This window comes from Alcaligenes sp. GW821-FHT11D07, from assembly GCF_058808495.1.
This window is the reverse complement of the sequence record NZ_JBXART010000001.1, coordinates 842,897-859,543: the sequence shown is the minus strand read 5'-3', so window position 1 is coordinate 859,543 and position 16,647 is coordinate 842,897. Positions and strand designations below refer to the sequence as shown.

The 16,647-nt window shown below is 55.5% G+C and carries 19 protein-coding genes; 6 read left to right on the top strand and 13 right to left on the bottom strand.

Annotation, left to right across the window (positions count from 1 at the left end):
- Positions 1-204 precede the first annotated feature (204 nt).
- Positions 205-888, top strand: a complete 684-nt coding sequence (locus AC1RSM_RS03935) for a TetR/AcrR family transcriptional regulator (protein WP_492929671.1) — start codon at positions 205-207, stop codon at positions 886-888.
- Positions 889-975: 87 nt separating this feature from the next.
- On the opposite strand, the gene rlmD is transcribed toward AC1RSM_RS03935, so the two are convergent.
- The 4 genes from rlmD to surE all read right to left on the bottom strand — a co-directional run bounded on the left by rlmD (position 976) and on the right by surE (position 4,976).
- Positions 976-2,286, bottom strand: coding sequence for a 23S rRNA (uracil(1939)-C(5))-methyltransferase RlmD (gene rlmD, locus AC1RSM_RS03930; RefSeq protein ID WP_492929669.1), 1,311 nt, complete (start codon positions 2,284-2,286; stop codon positions 976-978).
- A 280-nt stretch (positions 2,287-2,566) separates the two neighbouring features.
- Positions 2,567-3,391: a peptidoglycan DD-metalloendopeptidase family protein gene (locus AC1RSM_RS03925; RefSeq protein WP_492929667.1), complete on the bottom strand. Its 825-nt coding sequence runs from the start codon at positions 3,389-3,391 to the stop codon at positions 2,567-2,569.
- 23 nt (positions 3,392-3,414) lie between these two features.
- Positions 3,415-4,239, bottom strand: coding sequence for a protein-L-isoaspartate(D-aspartate) O-methyltransferase (locus AC1RSM_RS03920; protein WP_492929665.1), 825 nt, complete (start codon positions 4,237-4,239; stop codon positions 3,415-3,417).
- On the bottom strand, positions 4,236-4,976 hold the full coding sequence (gene surE / locus AC1RSM_RS03915) for a 5'/3'-nucleotidase SurE (RefSeq protein WP_492929663.1): 741 nt from the start codon (positions 4,974-4,976) through the stop codon (positions 4,236-4,238). Before surE ends, AC1RSM_RS03920 begins: the two co-directional genes overlap by 4 nt.
- Before the next feature lie 114 nt (positions 4,977-5,090).
- Between surE and plsY the strand changes: the two genes are divergently transcribed.
- A complete protein-coding gene (plsY, locus tag AC1RSM_RS03910; protein WP_492929661.1) occupies positions 5,091-5,732 on the top strand; it encodes a glycerol-3-phosphate 1-O-acyltransferase PlsY in 642 nt (213 codons plus the stop codon).
- Positions 5,733-5,735: 3 nt separating this feature from the next.
- Here the strand turns inward: plsY and tsaD are convergent, their stop codons facing one another.
- Entirely contained in the window at positions 5,736-6,794 is a 1,059-nt protein-coding gene (gene tsaD, locus AC1RSM_RS03905) for a tRNA (adenosine(37)-N6)-threonylcarbamoyltransferase complex transferase subunit TsaD (RefSeq protein WP_492929659.1), read from the bottom strand.
- A 184-nt stretch (positions 6,795-6,978) separates the two neighbouring features.
- On the opposite strand from tsaD, the gene AC1RSM_RS03900 reads away from it, so the two are divergent.
- Both AC1RSM_RS03900 and trxA read left to right on the top strand, forming a co-directional pair.
- Positions 6,979-8,271, top strand: a complete 1,293-nt coding sequence (locus AC1RSM_RS03900) for an NCS2 family permease (RefSeq protein ID WP_492929657.1) — start codon at positions 6,979-6,981, stop codon at positions 8,269-8,271.
- A 120-nt stretch (positions 8,272-8,391) separates the two neighbouring features.
- Positions 8,392-8,772: a thioredoxin gene (gene trxA, locus AC1RSM_RS03895; protein WP_492929655.1), complete on the top strand. Its 381-nt coding sequence runs from the start codon at positions 8,392-8,394 to the stop codon at positions 8,770-8,772.
- Positions 8,773-8,832: 60 nt separating this feature from the next.
- Here the strand turns inward: trxA and AC1RSM_RS03890 are convergent, their stop codons facing one another.
- From AC1RSM_RS03890 to tadA, 6 genes are all read right to left on the bottom strand, one after another.
- Positions 8,833-9,096, bottom strand: a complete 264-nt coding sequence (locus tag AC1RSM_RS03890; RefSeq protein ID WP_492929653.1) for a DUF2024 family protein — start codon at positions 9,094-9,096, stop codon at positions 8,833-8,835.
- A gap of 24 nt (positions 9,097-9,120) precedes the next feature.
- Entirely contained in the window at positions 9,121-9,663 is a 543-nt protein-coding gene (locus AC1RSM_RS03885) for a peroxiredoxin family protein (protein WP_492929651.1), read from the bottom strand.
- 202 nt (positions 9,664-9,865) lie between these two features.
- Complete coding sequence (locus tag AC1RSM_RS03880; protein WP_492929649.1) at positions 9,866-10,462, bottom strand: IMPACT family protein; 597 nt, start codon at positions 10,460-10,462, stop codon at positions 9,866-9,868.
- 9 nt (positions 10,463-10,471) lie between these two features.
- Positions 10,472-12,070 carry an ABC-F family ATPase gene (locus AC1RSM_RS03875; RefSeq protein ID WP_492929647.1) on the bottom strand — a complete coding sequence of 533 codons (1,599 nt, stop codon included), beginning with the start codon at positions 12,068-12,070 and terminating at the stop codon, positions 10,472-10,474.
- Positions 12,071-12,133: 63 nt separating this feature from the next.
- Complete coding sequence (locus AC1RSM_RS03870) at positions 12,134-13,096, bottom strand: LD-carboxypeptidase (protein ID WP_492929645.1); 963 nt, start codon at positions 13,094-13,096, stop codon at positions 12,134-12,136.
- A 39-nt stretch (positions 13,097-13,135) separates the two neighbouring features.
- Entirely contained in the window at positions 13,136-13,693 is a 558-nt protein-coding gene (tadA, locus tag AC1RSM_RS03865) for a tRNA adenosine(34) deaminase TadA (RefSeq protein WP_492929643.1), read from the bottom strand.
- 61 nt (positions 13,694-13,754) lie between these two features.
- Here tadA and AC1RSM_RS03860 point away from each other — a divergent pair, with 61 nt between their 5' ends.
- Positions 13,755-14,699 (top strand): ABC transporter ATP-binding protein, encoded by a 945-nt coding sequence (locus AC1RSM_RS03860; protein ID WP_492929641.1) that lies wholly within the window; start codon positions 13,755-13,757, stop codon positions 14,697-14,699.
- Positions 14,696-15,457 (top strand): ABC transporter permease, encoded by a 762-nt coding sequence (locus AC1RSM_RS03855; RefSeq protein ID WP_492929639.1) that lies wholly within the window; start codon positions 14,696-14,698, stop codon positions 15,455-15,457. Before AC1RSM_RS03860 ends, AC1RSM_RS03855 begins: the two co-directional genes overlap by 4 nt.
- A gap of 77 nt (positions 15,458-15,534) precedes the next feature.
- On the opposite strand, the gene AC1RSM_RS03850 is transcribed toward AC1RSM_RS03855, so the two are convergent.
- Both AC1RSM_RS03850 and AC1RSM_RS03845 read right to left on the bottom strand, forming a co-directional pair.
- Positions 15,535-16,053, bottom strand: coding sequence for a GNAT family N-acetyltransferase (locus AC1RSM_RS03850; protein WP_492929637.1), 519 nt, complete (start codon positions 16,051-16,053; stop codon positions 15,535-15,537).
- Positions 16,054-16,101: 48 nt separating this feature from the next.
- The gene (locus AC1RSM_RS03845; RefSeq protein ID WP_492929635.1) at positions 16,102-16,587 is read right to left on the bottom strand and encodes a YajQ family cyclic di-GMP-binding protein; all 486 of its coding nucleotides are present in this window, start codon (positions 16,585-16,587) and stop codon (positions 16,102-16,104) included.
- Between the last annotated feature and the right edge of the window lie 60 nt (positions 16,588-16,647).

Below are 16,647 nucleotides of genomic sequence, written 5' to 3'. Positions count from 1 at the left end.
CCTTTGGCCGCCGGATCACAGAGCGGAATGCCCCGGTGACGCCCCGTCAACGTGGCGTTCCGTTCTGTCTCGTTATCAACACCTGGCATGCCGCCTGATGGAACGATCTTCTTCTACGATGTAGAATTAACCTATTCTACCCTGTAGAGTTAAAATTGGCAAAATCACTTACAGACTGTCGTTCAACAGAATAAAGGAGACGTCTTGCCCCCCTCGCCCCCCGCTACGCGAACACGCAAACTAAATAAAGATGAACTGGTGTTGGCTGCCGTCACCCTAATGGAAGAAGCTGGCGCCAGTGGTTTTTCCTTACGCAAACTGGGCGAACGAGTCGGTTGCGACCCAATGGCTGTGCTCTATCACTTCAAATCCAAAGAGGGTTTGCTACGTGCCATGGCCGATTATTTGACGGGACGCATCCAGGCGGTGGACGACGCCCTGCCCTGGACAGACAGGCTGTATGAGCTTGCCCGCCAGTACCGCGAACTGGCGCTGAACCATCCGCATACCTTTCAGCAGATGCAGCGTTTTCTGAACACGGGCAAGGCGGACTATTTAGTGATCGAACAGGTGTACCGCGCCTTGCGCGATGGCGGCTTGAGCGATGCAGAGATGCCGGCCGCCTGTGTGGGCTGGTACGCCGCCGTCTATGGCTTGATACAAGGAGAGCTGGGGGGACTGATTCGCCCCGTGACCGAGGAAGAATTGATCGAGCTGGAACAATGGCCAGCGGACGATGTCCCCCTGCTGCGGCAGATCCTGCCGCGTTTTGTGAATCTGCAAACAGAACAGGTTTTCAAGATGATGATGGAACTGATTAACGATGGGCTGATCGTGCATGCCAGCAAGGCGGCAACACCATCCAAGCGCAGTCAGCCCAAAAGCTAGCTGAATCAGCTTTCCCAATCAAACGCCCCGGCCATTGGATCAGTATCCAATGGCCGGGGCGTTTTAGCATGTGCTGTTTAGGTGTGTTTAGCGTGTGAAGACCGCAATAGACTCTACGTGCGCGGTGTGCGGGAACATATTCACCACACCAGCTGATTCCAGGGTGTAGCCACCTTGATGGACCAACACACCAGCATCACGCGCCAAAGTACCAGGGCTACAGGATACGTAGACCAAGCGTTCTGGGCGTTCGTGCTTTTCCAGCTGCGCCAAGGCGGTGGCCACAGCAAAAGCGCCATCGCGAGGCGGGTCAATCAACATGCGATCAAAGTAGCCCAGGTCACGCAGCCATTGCACATCCACCTCAAATAGATTCAAGGTGGTGAACTTGGCCTTGTCCTGCAAGCCATGCGCCACTGCAGCTTCACCGGCCCGTTCTGTCAACGTGGTGCTGCCCTCAATCCCCACCACCTCTGCCGCACGTCGCGCCAACGGCAAGCTGAAGTTACCCAGGCCGCAGAACAAGTCAGCCACACGGTGCTCGGGCTTGAGCTCCAACAAGGTCAAGGCGCGCGAGATCAAGCTGCGGTTGATGTCATGATTCACCTGCGTAAAATCGGTAGGCCGATACGGCATGCGCAAATCAAATTCAGGCAAGGCATACGCCAGCTTGTCGGCATCTTCACGCAGCAAAGGGTGTGCAGTTTCCGGGCCCTTGGGCTGTAACCACCAACTGATATCGTGCTCTTGGCCAAAGTCCTGCAGGCGCTGGATATCTTCGCTGGTCAGCGGCTCCATATGACGCAAGGTCAAGGTGGTGATCTTGTCGCCCATTGCCAGCTCAATCTGGGGCAAACGGTCTGGACGGGACAAACCGGCCAGACAGGATCGCAGCGGTTCCAGCAAGGCAGACACTTTCGCAGGCAGAACACGACACTCAGTCATGTCCACCACGTAGCGACCATTTTTTTCCCGAAAACCAACCAGTACCCCGCCCTTCTTAGGCACATAGCGCATGGAAAAACGAGCCCGGTAGCGATAGCCCCAGTAAGGGCCATGCAAGGGAGCCAGAACGCGTCCGGGTTTAACCTTGCCAATATGGCCCAGGGAATCTTCCAATACGCGCTGCTTGACCGCCACTTGGGCGGAGGGCTCCAGATGCTGCATGGCACAGCCACCACAGACACCAAAGTTGGGACAGGGAGGCTCGGCGCGCTGCGAAGAGGCCTTCAACAAAGCCGTCATACGGGCTTTATCGTAAGAATCTTTGGAACGCACGGTTTCCGCCAGCACCTGCTCGCCTGGCAAAGCCCCTTCCACAAACACCACTTTGCCGTCTTTATGGGCGACGCCGCGTCCTTCCAGATCCAGCGATTCAATAAACAATACGTCAGACATTCGATAACAACCTAAATAAGCGTCCTGCCAATCAGAATGGCGGATTTGCACTGCCGCTAGCGATGGCGAATCGCTGATTTTACAAGAGCCTTCAGCACAAAGGGTAAAAACCACCAGAACGCGATCATTGCAGCCTAAAGCATGGGAGATCCACCACCTTGAAACCTTTTGGATGGGGGACAAGCCGGTTTTAAGTGGCCCATACAGCATTCTCCGGCCACCAAGAACAGGCACAAAAAAGCGACCCGCAGGCCGCTTTTTTTCAGTCCAGTCCTGTCTCTTAACGAGCAGGCAAATACGACATCGGATTGACTGGCGTACCGGAACGACGGATCTCGAAGTGCAGGCGTGGCGAAGTCGTATCAGACTGCCCCAAGTCCGCAATACGCTGACCCTTTTTAACTTGCTGACCGGTCTTGACGTGCAAGGTGCTGTTATGGGCATAGGCAGTAATGAAGCCATTGCTATGGCCCACCAGAACCATGGAACCCAGGCCACGCACACCGTTACCGGCATACATGATCTTGCCATCAGCCGCGGCGACCACAGGATCGCCAACCTTGCCTTCAATATCAATACCTTTAGTGGAGGCATTGAACCCTTGAATGACCTTGCCACTGGCAGGCCAACCCCAGGCGATCAAGGCAGCATCGCTCGCGCGGGGGGCCGACACAGCCGTCTCAGTCTTGACCGGGGTAGCCGGGCTGACTGGCGAGGTTTGTGTGCCACCACCGCTGGCCGGGCGCGTTGTCGTCGCCGCCATCGAGGTATTGCCATCCAGACGCAGGGTTTGGCCCACGCGCAGCATGGATGGATCGGTGATCTGATTCAGCTGGATCAACGAATTCACGTCCATGCCGTGCGCTTGAGCAATCTTGTAGAGCGTATCGCCGGGTCGCACTACATAGGTACCCGTCGCATTGCTGACGCTGCCCGCCGCCGAAGAAGAACTCAGGTCAGTGACTGGTGCGCGCTCATTGCGGCTAGCACAACCAGCCAGCAGGGTACTGGTGACCACAGCCGCCACCAGGCACTGACGAGGCGTCAAGAACCACTGACTATTGGTGGAAGCAGCGGTTAACGGTAACCTGACTGCATGCTGCATATAAATCTCCTGAGAATATCTGTCTAAATCTGAGTTCCAGCTCGCATCGGCACGAAGCGAACCGCATCAAGTTCTTCACGACGCCAAGTAGCCTGTCCGGTGCGCTCCACCAAAACCAGGCGCTGCTGCGCCGTACCTTCAGGGGCGATCAGTCGCCCCCCCAATGTTAATTGTTCCAGCAAAGTTCTAGGAATGACCGGACCGGCTGCCGCCACAACAATAGCATCATATGGTGCTGCGGCGAGGTACCCTTGCATTCCGTCACCAAACATTATTCGAGCACGTTGGGACAGGCCTAATTGGCGCATGTGATCCCGTGCCATATCGCACAATCCCTTGATGCGTTCTATGGCATAAACTTCTTTGACCAATTGTGCCAAAACAGCGGCCTGATAACCACATCCAGCACCCACTTCCAGGACTTTATTCGGTATTTTCTGGTCGCACACCAAGCTGATCATATGGGCCACGACCCACGGCTGGGAGATGGTTTGCGCAAAGCCGATCGGTAAGGCATCTTCTTCATAGGCCCGGCTGGCCAAACCCTGATCTACAAACAGATGGCGCGGCACTACTTGCATCGCAGCCAGCACCCGTTCGTCCGTGATTCCTTGCCGGCGCAAGCGCTCGATCATCATGCCACGCGAGCGTTCCGAGTTCAAACCCAGATTGACACTTGTTGACACTTGCGGTGACAAAGCAGACGACGGCGTCGGCTGCAGCTGCCCCCGTTGCACAATGCGTGTATTGCTGTTGCTGGCGGATAAGCCGCTGCCCAGGCTGGATTTACCGAACCGGTTTCGGGTGCCGTCCGCAAAAGGAAAGCGTTTGCCTGGTTTACTTGTCATTGCACCCAGTCCCTCAAACCGGCCAGCTGATCGTGATTGGTTAAATCCGCACGCAATGGTGTGATCGACACAGCCCCTTGTTCAATAGCTCCAAAATCGGTGCCATGCTCGCTATCGGACACCCCGCCCACACGCCCAATCCAATACACCGGCTCGCCATAAGGCGTCTGGCTTTTGACAACGGGTTCAGACGGATGGCGCTTGCCCAAACGAGTTACCTGCATCCCTTTCAATGCCTCATAAGGCAAGCAAGGAATATTGACGTTCAACAAGGTGTTGGCCGCCAGCGGTTGCGCTTGGCAACGCTGAACCAACTCACGCGCAACACGAGCCGCACTATCCAAATTCTTCCATCCCCGTTCAATCAAGGAAAAGGCAATCGCCGGAATGCCAAACAAATGGCCTTCCATCGCGGCCGCCACCGTGCCGGAATACAGGGTGTCATCACCCATATTCGCGCCGTTATTGATGCCCGAGACAATCAGGTCCGGACGAAAATCCAGCAAACCTGTCAGGGCCACGTGCACGCAATCGGACGGTGTACCATTAACAAAATAAAAACCATTGCTGGCTTGGCGCAGCGACAAAGGACGGTTCAAGGTCAGCGAATTGCTGGCGCCACTGCAGTTGGTCTCAGGTGCAATGACCGTCAGCTCGCCCAGTCCTTGCAAGGCTTGATACAAGGCCTCGATACCGGCTGCTGTATAGCCATCATCGTTAGAGACCAGAATACGCATGGTTTACTTTCCGTTAAAAATCTAACAGGGGTAGCAAATTGTACCCGCTGCCTTTGGTATTTTGCTGCAAGGCCGGTAGAATCCGCGCAACAATAATTGTGGAGCTCAATCCTCATGAACGCCGTTTCTTTCGCTGTGGCCGCCCCGCTTGTCGCCCTCTTGTCCTACTTGCTGGGCTCACTGCCGTTTGCCGTGATCGTCAGCAAAATCATGGGCTTGCAAGACCCGAGAACCTTTGGTTCGAAAAACCCGGGAGCCACTAATGTACTACGTAGCGGCAATAAAAAAGCAGCCATTCTGACCTTGCTGGGCGATGCCTTCAAAGGTTGGCTGGCCGTCTTTTTAACTCAACAAGCCATTATCAGTTGGGGTTGGTCCCCTGCCTTGCTTGGAATCAGTGCCTTCTTTGCCTTTCTGGGCCATCTTTACCCGCTTTTCCTGGGCTTTAAAGGCGGCAAGGGTGTCGCGACCGCCATGGGCGTGATCCTGGCCTTGCTGCCTTGGCTGGCCTTGGCCAGCGCCGCCACTTGGCTGATTATTGCCTATGTCAGCCGGTACTCCTCGCTGGCCGCCATCATCAGTGCCATTTTCGCCCCCTTGTTTTACCTGCTCGGCGCCAAGGTGGTCTGGCCCATGAATGCCTCTATTGCCACGGCTCTGGTCCTGATCAGTGCATTCCTGCTGTGGCGTCATCAGGAGAATATTCGTCGCCTGATGACGGGCAAAGAAAGCAAGATCGGTTCCAAGAAAAAATAAGTGCTACACCTCTTGCTGGGAGACGGGCTGATTCACAGCCGCCAACTCCCAGCGGGGCCGAATCGCAAATCCATGGTGGCTGGCGTCCAGCTTGACCAGTCCATGTTTGACGCGCATCGCCGCCGCAAAGGCAATCATGGCGCCGTTATCGGTACAGAACTCCAGTGGCGGAAAAAACACTTCGCCCCGCAAACGGGCGACTGCTTTTTGCAAATAGCCACGCAAGTGGCGGTTGGCACCCACCCCGCCAGCCACGACCAGACGCTTTAAGCCGGTTTGCTTCAAGGCCTTGATCGCTTTGGCAGCCAGCACATCCACAATCGCCGCTTCAGTTGCAGCGGCCAAGTCCGCACGCTCCTGCTCGCTCATGCCACCCTCTTGCCCTTCCAGCTTGCGCAAGCGCGTCAATACTGCCGTCTTCAAGCCACTGAAGCTGAAGTCCAGATCTTTGCTGTGAAGCATGGGGCGAGGCAAGTCGTACACGCCAGGGTCGCCTTGCTCCGCCAAGCGGGACAAGGCGGGACCACCGGGATAGCCCAGGCCCATCAACTTGGCGCTTTTATCAAAAGCCTCACCGGCGGCATCGTCCAGGGTCTCACCCAAGAGCTCGTACTGGCCAACGCCATCGACACGCATCAGCTGAGTATGGCCCCCAGACACTAATAGGGCGATAAAGGGAAACTCAGGCCGCGGCTCGGCCAATAAGGGCGAGAGCAGATGGCCTTCCAAATGGTGAATGGCAATGGTTGGCTTGTTCAAGGACCAGGCAATCGCCTGCGCCACACTGGCACCGACCAACAGCGCACCCGCCAGGCCAGGACCGGCGGTGTAGGCAATGGCATCCACCTGATCGAGCTGCATATTGCACGAGGCCAAGACCTGACGCGTCAAAGGCAGCACCCGACGAATATGGTCGCGAGAGGCCAGCTCAGGCACCACGCCGCCGTATTCACGGTGCATGGCAATCTGGCTGTGCAAGGCATGGGCCAACAGACCCTGTTCCGTGCTGACCAGCGCCACGCCGGTTTCATCGCAGGAACTTTCAAATCCAAGAATATTCATGGCGCTATTTTAGCCTGCTGTATTGGGGAAAATAGGAATTTATCCCCAAGCCACAATAAGCTGATAGTGTCTCAGTTGTGCCGTCGCATCACGACAGGGGGCGACGCCACGGCAAAGTCGTGGTTAAAATCCCGCATCACTGTTTTTACGCTCCAATCGCCTAATAATCACAAGGAGGCTGCCCATGTTTGAACGTCTCTTCAAACTCTCTGAGCATGGCACCAACGTCCGTACCGAGGTCCTGGCAGGTATTACTACCTTCCTGACCATGTCCTACATCATTTTTGTGAACCCCGACATCCTGTCTTCGACAGGTATGGATCGCAATGCCATCTTTGTAGCCACCTGCCTGGCCGCTGCTCTGGGTACCTTCATCATGGCCTTTGTGGCCAACTGGCCGATCGGCATGGCGCCGGGCATGGGCCTGAACGCATTTTTCGCGTTCACCGTTGTTGCCACCCTGGGCTATAGCTGGCAACAGGCGCTGGGTGCCGTCTTTATTTCCGGGGTTATTTTCCTGATTCTGACGGTGACCGGAATCCGGTCCTGGCTAATTCGAGGCATTCCAAAATCGCTGCAAAGCGCCATTGCCGCCGGTATCGGCATGTTCCTGGGCCTGATCGCCCTGATGAACTCGGGCATTGTGGTGGCTCACCCCGCCACCAAAATCGGTCTGGGCGATCTGACCCAGCCTGCTGCCCTGTACGCGATTCTGGGCTTTTTCATCATTGCCGCTCTGGATGCCTTGAAAGTTCGCGGTGCCATCCTGATCGGGATTCTGGCCGTAACCGTCTTGTCCATGCTGACCGGCCACAGCCAGTTTGCCGGCATTACTTCCGTGCCGCCCTCCCTGATGCCTACCTTCATGCAACTGGACATCATGGGTGCACTGCACACGGGGTTTGTGCACGTCATTCTGGTGCTGGTACTGGTCGAGGTGTTTGACGCTACCGGCACCATGATCGGGGTTGCCAAACGTGCGCGCCTGATCGAAGAAGGCAAACCCAACCGCCTGGGCCGTGCCTTGCTGGCAGACAGTACTGCTATTGTGGCCGGTTCCATGCTGGGTACCAGCAGCACAACCGCCTATGTGGAAAGTGCCTCTGGCGTGCAGGCCGGTGGCCGTACCGGCCTGACCGCCCTGACCATTGGCGTATTGTTCTTGCTGGCTCTATTCTTCTCGCCTCTGGCGGCTACCGTTCCCGGTTATGCCACCGCCCCAGCCCTGCTCTACGTAGCTTGCCTGATGATGCGCGAGATCACGGAAGTGAAATGGGACGACATGACCGAAGCCGTACCCGCTGCACTGGCCGCCTTCACCATGCCTTTCACCTATTCGATTGCCAATGGTCTGGCCTTTGGCTTTATCAGCTACGTCATCCTGAAGCTGAGCACCGGCCGCTGGCGCAGTATCCACCTGGCTACGCTGATCGTTGCGATTCTTTTCGTCATCAAGTACGCAATCGCTACTGAATGAAAAACCATGAAGCAAATTCGTTTGGCGCTTTAGCGCTTTCTTGAAAACGAGTACACTAATTGCATGTTTAACGAGGCGGCTGAGCATTATCAGCCGCTTTTTTATTGCGGAGGCTCCCCCATGAGCATCGTCGAACTTAACGAAGCAACATTCCAGGCTGCGGTAGAAGACGGCAAGCCCCTGATCATCGACTTCTGGGCTCCTTGGTGCGGTCCTTGCCGCCAATTTGCTCCCGTCTTTGACGCGGCAGCGGCCAAGCACCCGGACGTAACCTTTGCCAAGGTCAACACCGAAGAAGAACAAGAGCTAAGCGCAGCGTTGCGCATTCGCTCCATTCCCACCTTGATGGTGTTCCGTGAGCGTGTCTTGTTGTTCTCCCAAGCGGGCGCCTTGTCGGCCGCTCAGTTGGATGACTTGATCGAACAGGTCCAGTCCGTGGACATGGAAAAAGTGCATGCTGAAATTGCTGCCCAGCAAGACAAGCAGCCTGATCAAGCCTAAACGGCCAGACGAAAAAAACGCCAGACATTTGTCTGGCGTTTTTTTTGAGCGCACGCAGGCTTAATCGCAATTTTCCAGTTCAATAATCGCAAAGCCGCTGCGCTTGATTTCGCTCTCTACCGGTGCCGAGGCGCTTTCAGTATGGCAAAACCGGCACTCGCGCGAGGTGAAATTCTCTACATTCACCCCTTTGGCCGCCAAATAGCGTTGGCCATAGCTCAGGACTTTGTCCATATCCTTGGCCCCGTCATCGACCAAAATATCAAAGTGCATGCGACGCCCGTCGGGACGCACTACATAGGTATCAAATACCGCAATCTTCATGACATACCCTTTTCAGCAAAAAACTTAATAGGTGCAAGTTGGCCCGCCAGCCTGCGCATGGCCCTTGCCCGCCCCGGCTGGTGCCTCTTCCTTTAACGCGTCCTGTCCGTTGGGACGGCGCGCAATCAGTTGGCCCACAAATGCGCCCAGACGCAAATCATCCAAATGGCCCAATTCCTTCAAGGCAAGATTCCCGTCCCGGTCAAAAATAATGGTGGAAGGTGTCCCGCCCAGCCCCCACTCTTTCATGGTGCGTGGCAGAGGCCCGCTCTCGGACGCGTGATCGATAGCAATGGGGAAGTTCAGCCGATATTCGTGAGCAAACGCCTGCAAGGCAGCCGGGCCCATGACGTCGTGGTGCTCGAACACACTGTGCAGACCGATGATGCGCAGATCGTCTCGCGAAAACAGCGTATCCAGTTTCTTGGCTTGCGGCAGGCTATTGATGACGCAACCGGGGCAAAGCATCTGAAAGGCCGTAACAACCACCACCCGGCCACGTAAAGACGCCAAGCTAAGTGGTGCAGCGGTATTAAGCCACTGGCTGGCATGGATCTCATAGGACATGACATACACCCATAATGCTGACCAAGCCCGATCATACCCGCAGGTCTGAACTGGACTCAGAACGAATCAAAGTTGTTTAGTATGGCAATGGGATGGACGGCACAGCGAGACAATCGTCTGGAAAAGATACCTTTGCGTCCAGTCGATAAGATTCAAGACAATGGCAGCCCCTTGCAGGCCAGCCTTCAAAGCGCCAGACGAGCTACTCTTGTTCCAGGGGCTCGCATTCGCCCTGGCCACGCGTCATATTGATAAAGGCTTGCTGGAAATCCGTCTTGTGCTGTACAGGCAGATTCACAATCCAGCGTACGCCTTCAGCGTCGAATTGCTCGTCCTGAACCTGCACGCCAAAGCTTTCGAATCGGGATTGAATCAGGGCCAGATCGGCAAAGGAACAACGGCAGCGCAAGGCGGCCATGGGAATCAGTTCCAGTTTGTCTGCAAGGCGTAGACACTGTGCCGCTACGCCGCCATACGCACGCATCAAGCCGCCGGTACCCAGCTTGACGCCACCAAACCAGCGAATCACGAGTACAGCGACCCGATCGCAGTCCTGCCCTTCTATTGCTTGCAAAATGGGACGCCCGGCAGTGCCGCCGGGTTCGCCATCATCATTGAAGCGGTATTCAGAACCGATCTTGTAGGCCCAGCAATTGTGGGTGGCATCCGGCACGCCCTTGGCCTGAAAAAACGCCAAGGCCTGGCTGGCACTGTCTACGGGCGCAGCCAGTGCCAGGAAGCGGCTTTTTTTGATGTCCTGCTCCAAGCTCACGGGCTCACGCAGGGTAAAGACCGCCACCCTTTAGCCTCAGCTCTGCTCGCGGCTGGCCAGGTAGTCTTCGTAACCACCACGGTAGTCAACCAGGCGACCTTCCGGCATTACTTCGATAATGCGGGTTGCCACGCCGGAGACGAACTCGCGGTCATGGGAGACGAAAATCAAGGTGCCTTCAAATTTTTCCAGCGCCATCTGCAAGGATTCAATCGATTCCATGTCCAGGTGGTTGGTGGGTTCGTCCAGCAACATGACGTTGTGACGGCCCAGCATCAAACGCGAGAAGGTCATGCGGTTTTTCTCGCCCCCGGACAATACTTTGACGGGTTTGATGATGTCATCGGCGGAAAACAACATGCGACCCAATGCCGAGCGCAAAGACTGGTCATCGTCGCCAGGCTGACGGAAATTGCTGAGCCAATCAAACACATTGTCCTGAGTGTTGAATTCGTCAGACACGTCCTGCGCCATATAACCGATATCGGCGTTTTCGGACCAGACAACCGAGCCGCTATCGGGGGCAAGATCCCCCGCCAGCAAGCGCAGCAAAGTGGTTTTACCCACGCCGTTCGCACCCACAATCGCAATTTTCTCGCCTGCTTCAATCATGGTAGAGAAATTCTTAATGACGGGTGCATCGTAGGACTTGCTCAGATTTTCAATGGTCACGGCCAGACGGTGCAGCACCTTTTTCTGCTCAAAGCGGATAAAGGGGTTTTGACGCGAGGAAGGCTTGACCTCGATCGTGTCTGCTTTCAGGCGACCAATCTGCTTTAAGCGTGACGTAGCCTGGCGGGACTTGGACTTGTTCGCGGCAAAACGGCGCACAAAGTCCTGCAATTCACCAATACGCTCTTTAGCCTTGGAGTTAGCGGCCACGACACGTTCGCGCGACTGCACCGATGCCAGCATGTAATCGTCGTAGTTGCCGGGATAGACACGCAGCTCGCCGTAGTCCAGGTCAGCCATGTGGGTGCAAACCTGGTTCAAGAAGTGGCGGTCGTGACTGATGATGATCATGGTGCTCTGGTAGCCATTGAGCACATCTTCCAACCAGCGGATCGTGTTGATGTCCAGGTTGTTGGTCGGCTCGTCCAGCAGCAAGATATCGGGGTTGGAAAACAGGGCCTGTGCCAGCAGCACACGCAGTTTCCAGCCAGGAGCAATTTCGCTCATGGGCAATTGATGCTGCTCGACCGGGATTTCCAGACCCATCAGCAATTCACCAGCGCGACTTTCGGCGGTGTAGCCGTCGTACTCGGCAAAACGGGCCTCCAGATCGGCGGCCTTCATATAGTCTTCTTCGGTGGCTTCCGGGTTGTCGTAGATGGCATCACGCTCTTGCATGGTGCTCCACATTTCAGTGTGGCCCATCATGACCACATCCAGTACCCGCAGGTCTTCGTAGGCAAACTGGTCTTGACGCAGCTTGCCCAGACGCACGCCCGGGTCCAGCGATACATTACCCCCGCTAGGCTCCAGGTCGCCGCCTATGATTTTCATGAAGGTAGATTTGCCCGACCCGTTGGCACCAATCAGGCCGTAACGGTTGCCTCCGCCCAGCTTGACACTGACGTTTTCAAATAAGGGCTTGGCACCAAACTGGATCGTTAAATTAGCGGTGGAGATCACGTAAACGTACTTTGAAAAAGGTTGAGTTCAACCTAGTAGTGTATCAAGCACACGCGAAATCCGTTAGTGTTCATGCTCATCCAGGACCAGATAAGCCATGCCGTCTTCGGTGGCCAGGCCCACTTCCTTGCCCACAGGCAAACTTACGGTGACATCCACATGGCCATAAGGCAGGCCTGTTACGACCGGAACCTTGACGGTTTCACGCAGCCAGCGCACCACCGAATCCATATCAAAGCCATTGTCATTGGCACCGCTTTTGTATTCGGTAAAGCGTCCCAGCACGATCGCCATCTGGCGATTGAGCACGCCGGCATGCCACAACTGCGTGAGCATGCGCTCCACGCGGTACGGCGCTTCGCCTACGTCTTCCAGAAACAAGATACCGCCGTCGATGTTGGGAAAGTACGGTGTCCCCAGCAAAGAGCAAACCATAGCCAGATTGCCACCCCACAATACGCCGTGGCCATCGACCGCGTCAGAGTCCTCGGACTCGAAGCTGAACAACTCCAGTTCACCACGCATCAATTCGCCGAATAGCTCCGTGGTCAGCTCATCAGTTTGGTCGCCCCCGAAATCGGCAATAGCAGTGGGGCCGGTGTAGCTGATCGCCCCGGTCTTGGCGAGTAAAGCCAAATTGAACGCGGTGAAATCCGACATGCCCACAAAGCGCTTGCCACTGTCGGCCACCGCAGACCAGTCAATCTGCCCCAATATACGGCTCAAACCATAGCCGCCGCGCGTGGCCATCACAATAGGTTGAGGCTGACGCAAGGCCCGCTGCAAAGCAGCCAGACGTTGCTTGTCCGTTCCCGCAAAGCGTTCATGCACGGTGAGCGCATCAGGATCAATGTCGACCGCAAAGCCCAGCTCGTTCAAACGCTGGCGCGCCAGCTCCAGCCGTTTGGGCTCACGCAAATGACCAGAGGGCGAAAACAAGTAAATGCCCGAACTGTCCTGCTGCCCACAATGGCATTCGCCATGCTCGTGGTGGTGGTGATGGTGGTCGTGCTCGGGGCTGCTCATGATTAACCTTGAAAATTAAGTGCTGATATTCTATCGAGACTACTTGGCCCCATCCAGCGGGGATTGAACAGTCTGAGCGGACTGGGCCTGTTTTTGCAACTTTTTCTGCTCCCGCCGCTCGCGGAAAAAATCACGCAAGGCCTGGGCGGCGTCTTCGGCCAACAAACCACCGGAAACACGCGTGTGGTGATTTAACACCGGGTGCAAATGCAAGGACTCCACACTGCCACACACCCCGGTCTTGGGATCTGCCGCGGCCCACACAACGCGTGACAAACGAGCGTGCAGCAAAGCGCCCAGACACATCATGCAAGGCTCTAAAGTCACAAACAGGCTGGCCCCTGGCAAGCGGTAATTGCCCACCTTACGAGTGGCGGCGCGCAAGGCCACGATCTCGGCATGCTGGGTTGGGTCATGATCACACACGGTACGATTCGCACCGCAGGATAAAAGCCGCCCATCCGCATCCAACAAAACCGCCCCGACGGGAACCTCTCCCATGGATGCAGCTTTTTTGGCCTGCTCCAGTGCTAAAGCCATTGCCTGGGCATCACTCAAAACCTCACCCTCGGTTTGCGGTGGTAAGCTAGTTGGCATCGTCAAATCCATTGCGTTATTCAAACCCTGTCAGCACAGCAAAAGGGTAATTTTACTGCCTATGCAGAACACTCCTGATTCTCACGCTATTTTGCGTGTTCGAGGCCTGAGCAAACAATACGCAAACGGTCATCATGCCCTACATTCTTTAGACCTGGATATCTGGCGGGGCGAGATTTTCGCCCTGCTCGGCTCCAATGGCGCGGGCAAAACCACCTTGATCAGCATTATCTGTGGACTGGTTAACCGCAGCAGCGGCACCGTCCAGGTTGATGGTGCAGACAACGTGACGGACTACAAGCGGGCCCGGCAAAAAATTGGTCTGGTGCCACAAGAGTTAAGCGCTGACTCCTTTGAAACCGTCTGGAATACCGTCAGCTTTAGCCGCGGCCTGTTTGGCAAAGCCCCCAACCCGGCACTGATCGAACAGATTCTGAAAGATTTGTCGCTCTGGGACAAAAAAGACAGCCCCTTGATCACGCTGTCAGGCGGCATGAAGCGCCGCGTGCTGATTGCCAAAGCCCTGTCTCACGAGCCGGAAATCCTGTTTCTGGACGAGCCTACCGCCGGTGTGGATGTAGCCTTGCGGCAAGGCATGTGGGCCTTGGTGAAAAAACTGCGCGCCCAGGGCGTAACCATTATCTTGACCACGCACTATATCGAAGAAGCCCAGGAAATGGCGGACCGCATTGGCTTTATTAATAAAGGCTCGCTGCAACTGGTTGAGACTAAAGACAATTTGATGCGCCGCCTGGGTGGCAAAACCTTAAGCCTAAGTTTGGCGGATCCCGTCAGCGCCCTGCCCTCCACTTTGCAGTCGATGGGTTTGCAGGTAACTGCCGATGGCATAAGTCTGCTTTACCCCTTGAATAATCGCGAGCAAGAGCATGATTTAAGCGCCTTGTTGGCCGCCGTCGGTCAGGCGGGTTTGAGGATTACCGATATCCACACCCGCGAGCGCAGTCTGGAAGATATCTTTGTTGAGTTTGTGGGGGCACAGTCATGAACTGGTACGCCATTCTGGCCATTTACCGCTACGAAATGTCGCGCACCCGGCGCACCTTGCTGCAAAGTATCGTCGCGCCCGTCATTTCCACCGCCTTATATTTCGTGGTGTTTGGGGCCGCTATCGGCCATCGCATCAATGAAATCGGTGGGATTCCTTACGGCGCTTTCATTGTGCCGGGGCTGACCATGCTGTCCGTGCTGACCCATAGCGTGTCCAACGCCGCCTTCGGCATTTACTTCCCGCGCTTTACCCGCAATATTTACGAGATTCTGTCCGCGCCTATCTCGCATTTTGAAGTGACGCTGGCATTTGTGGGAGCCGCGGCCACCAAATCCCTATTCTTGGCTGCCATCATTTTGCTGACCGCCCGGATCTTCGTGCCCTACGAAATTGCCCACCCTGTCTGGATGCTGTGCTTTCTGGTGCTGACCGCCCTGACCTTCAGCTTGCTGGGTTTCATTATTGGTATCTGGGCCGACAACTTTGAGAAGTTGCAGTTCGTTCCCATGCTGATCCTGACGCCGCTCACCTTTTTGGGCGGGACTTTTTACTCCATTGATATGCTGCCGGAGTTCTGGCAAAAACTCACCTTGATTAACCCGGTGCTGTATCTGATCAGCGGCTTTCGCTGGAGCTTTTTTAATCTGGCCGATGTGAATGTGTGGCTAAGCTTAGGGATGACGCTGCTGTTTCTAAGCCTGTTTCTGGGCGTTGCCAGCTGGATTTTCAAGACCGGTTATAGACTGCGACCGTAAATATAAAAAGGCCCGGAAAATCCGGGCCTTTTTTCTCTGACAGACAGAGACAGCGGTTTGCCAAGCGGGGACTGACCTCAGTCCAAACTCACCGGGCAATCCATAAAACTGGCTTGATCCCCATACTGACGCAGCTTAGCTTCCAAGACAGGAACCGGCACGCCTTGAATCGGCCTGTATCCCAGGCGCTGCCAATAGCCCACCGCAGGCCCCAAGGACACCAGGCTGCAACGGCGCAAGCCGCGTTGCCAGGCATAACGGCGACCTGCTTGCAGCAAGGCCCCAGCCACACCCCGCCCTTGTGCACGACGCATGACCGCACAGTCATGGATGAACCACTGATCAGGTTGCGATGGCAGGCTGCTGAGCGCATCGCCCAAGGATGGTGGCAACAAACCGGCCCAAGGGTAGGACACCAGATAGCCTTGCAATTGATCCTGGGCATCACGCGCCACCCAGCAGCTCTCGGGTGCCAGATCAAGGCGGTTCTGATAAAAGCTGCGGTCTTCCAGAATGTCGGCGTCGTACACATCCGCTTGAACGTCCAGTACTTGGCTCAAGTCGTGCACACGCATTAATTCAATTCGTAAACTCATAACCCTTACACGGCGACTTCACCAAGCCCCCGTGCCGTTTCAATCGTTTTAATCGCGGAAGTTTTCGTACTGCAAAGGAATTTCTACTTCCGTTTGCTTCAGCAACGCAATGGCCGCTTGCAAGTCGTCGCGTTTTTTGCCGTTCACACGCAGCTTTTCACCTTGAATCTGCGTATCTACTTTCAGCTTGGCAGTCTTGATGGCAGCAATCAGCTTCTTGGAAGTAGGCTGATCCAAGCCCTGACGCACTTTAATTTTTTGACGAGCGCCGGCCACGTTTTCCAATACCTTTTCCGTGTCCAGGCAGCGCACATCAATACCGCGGGCGGCAATACGGCCACGCAAAATTTGCATCATCTGCTCCAGCTGAAACACGCTGGGGGCCGATTGCATAATCGTATTTTCGTCTTCGAGTTCAAATTTGGCATCCGTACCTTTGAAGTCAAAACGGGTGGCCAGCTCGCGGCTGGCTTGTTCAACTGCGTTACGCAGTTCGTGGGTGTTGACCTCGGATACAACGTCAAAAGATGGCATTCCTAACCGTCCTGTACCTTAAGTGCAGACAGGCCGCCCAAAGCGACCTGTGTGCTTTTT

Bases quoted from the DNA above. Each gene is read 5' to 3' on its own strand.
- rlmD (WP_492929669.1), bottom strand. From the start codon at position 2,286: ATGTCTGACGTATTGTTTATTGAATCGCTGGATCTGGAAGGACGCGGC.
- AC1RSM_RS03925 (WP_492929667.1), bottom strand. From the start codon at position 3,391: ATGCAGCATGCAGTCAGGTTACCGTTAACCGCTGCTTCCACCAATAGT.
- AC1RSM_RS03920 (WP_492929665.1), bottom strand. From the start codon at position 4,239: ATGACAAGTAAACCAGGCAAACGCTTTCCTTTTGCGGACGGCACCCGA.
- surE (WP_492929663.1), bottom strand. From the start codon at position 4,976: ATGCGTATTCTGGTCTCTAACGATGATGGCTATACAGCAGCCGGTATC.
- plsY (WP_492929661.1), top strand. From the start codon at position 5,091: ATGAACGCCGTTTCTTTCGCTGTGGCCGCCCCGCTTGTCGCCCTCTTG.
- tsaD (WP_492929659.1), bottom strand. From the start codon at position 6,794: ATGAATATTCTTGGATTTGAAAGTTCCTGCGATGAAACCGGCGTGGCG.
- AC1RSM_RS03900 (WP_492929657.1), top strand. From the start codon at position 6,979: ATGTTTGAACGTCTCTTCAAACTCTCTGAGCATGGCACCAACGTCCGT.
- trxA (WP_492929655.1), top strand. From the start codon at position 8,392: ATGAGCATCGTCGAACTTAACGAAGCAACATTCCAGGCTGCGGTAGAA.
- AC1RSM_RS03890 (WP_492929653.1), bottom strand. From the start codon at position 9,096: ATGAAGATTGCGGTATTTGATACCTATGTAGTGCGTCCCGACGGGCGT.
- AC1RSM_RS03885 (WP_492929651.1), bottom strand. From the start codon at position 9,663: ATGTCCTATGAGATCCATGCCAGCCAGTGGCTTAATACCGCTGCACCA.
- AC1RSM_RS03870 (WP_492929645.1), bottom strand. From the start codon at position 13,096: ATGAGCAGCCCCGAGCACGACCACCATCACCACCACCACGAGCATGGC.
- tadA (WP_492929643.1), bottom strand. From the start codon at position 13,693: ATGCCAACTAGCTTACCACCGCAAACCGAGGGTGAGGTTTTGAGTGAT.
- AC1RSM_RS03860 (WP_492929641.1), top strand. From the start codon at position 13,755: ATGCAGAACACTCCTGATTCTCACGCTATTTTGCGTGTTCGAGGCCTG.
- AC1RSM_RS03855 (WP_492929639.1), top strand. From the start codon at position 14,696: ATGAACTGGTACGCCATTCTGGCCATTTACCGCTACGAAATGTCGCGC.
- AC1RSM_RS03850 (WP_492929637.1), bottom strand. From the start codon at position 16,053: ATGAGTTTACGAATTGAATTAATGCGTGTGCACGACTTGAGCCAAGTA.
- AC1RSM_RS03845 (WP_492929635.1), bottom strand. From the start codon at position 16,587: ATGCCATCTTTTGACGTTGTATCCGAGGTCAACACCCACGAACTGCGT.